Source organism: Rhizobium sp. SG741, from assembly GCF_012275435.1.
In the GTDB taxonomy this organism is placed as follows: Bacteria; Pseudomonadota; Alphaproteobacteria; order Rhizobiales; family Rhizobiaceae; genus Rhizobium; species Rhizobium lusitanum.
The window spans coordinates 1-2,829 of record NZ_JAAZQP010000035.1; the positions used below are offsets into that span (position 1 = coordinate 1).

The 2,829-nt window shown below is 60.4% G+C and carries 4 protein-coding genes; 1 reads left to right on the forward strand and 3 read right to left on the reverse strand.

Features of this window, described 5'->3' with window-relative positions:
• Positions 1-58: 58 nt before the first annotated feature.
• Complete coding sequence (locus tag FHT29_RS34225; protein WP_113134746.1) at positions 59-304, forward strand: DUF6429 family protein; 246 nt, start codon at positions 59-61, stop codon at positions 302-304.
• Here the strand turns inward: FHT29_RS34225 and FHT29_RS34230 are convergent.
• From FHT29_RS34230 to FHT29_RS34240, 3 genes are read right to left on the reverse strand one after another with little or no spacing between them, the layout of a single operon-like run.
• The gene (locus FHT29_RS34230; protein WP_168601188.1) at positions 273-1,916 is read right to left on the reverse strand and encodes an IS66 family transposase; all 1,644 of its coding nucleotides are present in this window, start codon (positions 1,914-1,916) and stop codon (positions 273-275) included. The genes FHT29_RS34225 and FHT29_RS34230 overlap by 32 nt on opposite strands.
• A 47-nt stretch (positions 1,917-1,963) precedes the next feature.
• Complete coding sequence (tnpB, locus tag FHT29_RS34235; protein ID WP_113102732.1) at positions 1,964-2,314, reverse strand: IS66 family insertion sequence element accessory protein TnpB; 351 nt, start codon at positions 2,312-2,314, stop codon at positions 1,964-1,966.
• Entirely contained in the window at positions 2,311-2,739 is a 429-nt protein-coding gene (locus FHT29_RS34240; protein WP_113134747.1) for a transposase, read from the reverse strand. The genes tnpB and FHT29_RS34240 overlap by 4 nt, the downstream gene beginning before the upstream one ends.
• Positions 2,740-2,829 lie beyond the last annotated feature (90 nt).

Genomic DNA, 2,829 nt, shown 5'->3' on the forward strand with positions numbered 1-2,829 from the left:
GTATCCATCCGAGGTGGGCCGCAGGACTTAATGGGGCTCGCGTGGTAACGTCGGGTTCATGGAGATCGATGAGGACAAGATCGACGATGCCGTCTTGGCGCTGCTGTGGCTGACGCTGCATAACGAGCGTTGTGCCTGGAAGGGCTTCGACTGGGAAACGACGGATCGCTTGCATCAGAAGGGCATGATCGGCGATCCGGTGAACAAGTCGAAGTCACTGGTGCTGACGGACGAGGGTCTGCGTCGGTCGGAAGAGCTGTTTCGGAAACTGTTTACGCGGCAGCCGGGATTTCCATCGCCTTGATCGTCTTCCACTCCCAAGGCAAGAGCTCATGCAGGCGGGAGACGGGAAGCTCGGCGATGCGGGCCAGCACGTCGGCAAGCCAGGCCTTCGGGTCGATGTCGTTGAGGCGAGCCGTCGTAATAAGGGTCAGCATGATGGCGGCCCGGTCGGCGCCCCGCTCGGATCCGGCGAAGCTCCAGTTCTTTCTTCCACATGCCACCCCGCGCAGGGCTCTTTCCGCCGCGTTATTCGTCATGCAGATCCTGCCGTCGTCGGCGTATCTGGCAAAGTCGGCCCAGCGCGACAGCATATAGTTGATGGGTTCAATCACCGGTGAGGATTGCGATAGGCCTTCGAGTTCCAGCCTGAACCAAGCCTCTAGTTCGTCGAGCAGCGGCTTGCTCTTTTCCTGGCGCACGGCAAGGCGCTCTTCGGCGCTTTTGCCGTTGATGTCACGCTCGATGTCAAACAGCGCATCGATGCGTTTGACCGCCTCCAACGCCGTCGCAGAGACAGGCCGCATGCCCTTGCCCCGCCGGGCACTGCGAGAGACATCGGCCAGCTCGAAGAACTTCCGGCGCGCATGGGCAAAACAGAAGGCTGGCGTCACCGGTATTTGCTTCTTTGTCCGATCGAACAGCGGATTGAAGCCATTGTAGCAGTCGGCCTGCAGGATACCGGTGAACTCGGCCAGATGTCGTTGCGGATGTTCGCCACGCCGGTCGCTGGAGGCGTAGAAGACAGCAGCCGGCGGCGCGTGCCCTCCAAAGGGCCGGTCGTCGCAAACGTAAGTCCATATGCGGCCGGTAATGCACTGCCCCTTGGCCAGGATCGGGATGGTCGTGTCGTCGCCGTGGAGGCGCTCCGCCGCAAACACGTGGGTTTCGATCATATCGAAGAGTGGCTTGACGGCGGCGCTGACGTAGCCAACCTGGTCGGCGAGCGTCTGGGTAGACAGATCAATCCCCTCGCTGCGGAACCGGCGACTTTGGCGGTTCAGGGGCTGATGCTCGGAGAATTTGTCGAAGACGATGGTGGAAAGAAGGTTGGGGCCAAGGAAGCCGCGCGACGTGGCATGGAACGGCGCCGGCGCCTGGCTGATGCAGCCGCACTCCCGGCAGGTAAATTTCTCCCGGACGGTTTCGAAGATCTTGAAGCGGCGTGGGATCTCCTCCAGCGTCTCGGTAGTATCCTCACCAAGCTTCGACAGACGCTCGCTGCCACAATGGGTGCAGGCGGTCGGCGCGTCGACGACAATGCGCTCGCGCTCGATATTCTCTGGCCAAGGCTTGCGCACTGGTCGCTTGCGGGTGAAGGCACGAACGGTCTGTGTTTTCGCTGAGGCCGCCTCTGACGCAAGCTCATCCTCGGTCGCATCAGCGACCAGTTCCTCAAGCTGCAATTCCAACTGGTCGATCAGCCGCTGGGTGCGCTCCCGGCTCGGGCCGTGTTTGTCGCGTTCCAACTTGGCGATCAGCAATTGCAGATGGGCGTTGAGCGCCTCAATGCCGGAAAGTTTTGCTTTTGCACTACTCGCTTCAGCCTCAGCGCGTATCCGCGCCTCGCGTTCCGCCAGCAACGCGGCGTGGGCGCTGGCAAGATCGTCCGGCAGTGAGAGAGGCGGTAACGACATGCTGTCATAGCAGCATATTTATCCAATAAATTCAATGCAAAAGACATTCAAACTCGCGTCGGGCGCCAGGTTTCCTGAGGAGCTCTCCAGTCAATTCCGGACAGCAAATAAGAAAGCTGCGCCGGCGTGATTGCCACCGCGCCGCCCTCTACATTCGGCCAGATAAACCGGCCGCGTTCCAATTTTTTCGTGAACAGGCAGGCGCCTTGGCCATCATGCCAGATCAATTTTATTAGGTCGCCACGGCGACCCCTAAAGCAGAACAGATGACCGCCCAGCGGGTCATGCTTCAACACTTCCTGCACCCGAAGGGCCAGCGAAGGAAAGCCGCACCGCATGTCTGTATGTCCGGTCGACAACCAAACCTTGACACCCGTTCCCATCGGAAACGGGTTCATCGCAACGTCTCCAGACCCCGCATAATCCGCAGCAGGACGTCCACGTCGACATCCCGACCGACGATCACACGCCGGTCGTTGGCGCTCACCACCTCCATGCGGCCGGACGCTGTGACAGAAGACGGCACAGCGTCAGTTGCCACAGGCGGGCTGCTCGCAACATCAGGCTCGGCAACAGCCAGTGCCGGAACAAATCCGTTCGTCGAGCGGTGGACAAGCCGTCCTTCCCGGGCGGCCCTGCGCCAGGCATTCAACTGCCAGCGCGTGATCCCATGACGCTGCGCCGTGGCCGTCACCTGCCGCGGGCCGTTATAACTCTCAGCCACAATCGCCAGCTTCGCTTCATCCGTGAAACGCCGGCGACGCCCGCTATCGACAATCTCCATCCGGCTGAAATGCCCGGGGAGATTATTCATCACGTCCATATGTGAAACACCGTCTATATTGCCGTCTATATAGACAGAGCATCCACACTCTCACTCACTGCACAATGCGGCCCAACTCGGATGCGTACG

Coding starts and splice junctions, on each gene's coding strand:
- FHT29_RS34225 (WP_113134746.1), top strand. CDS start 59: ATGGAGATCGATGAGGACAAGATCGACGATGCCGTCTTGGCGCTGCTG.
- FHT29_RS34240 (WP_113134747.1), bottom strand. CDS start 2,739: ATGGACGTGATGAATAATCTCCCCGGGCATTTCAGCCGGATGGAGATT.
- tnpB (WP_113102732.1), bottom strand. CDS start 2,314: ATGAACCCGTTTCCGATGGGAACGGGTGTCAAGGTTTGGTTGTCGACC.
- FHT29_RS34230 (WP_168601188.1), bottom strand. CDS start 1,916: ATGTCGTTACCGCCTCTCTCACTGCCGGACGATCTTGCCAGCGCCCAC.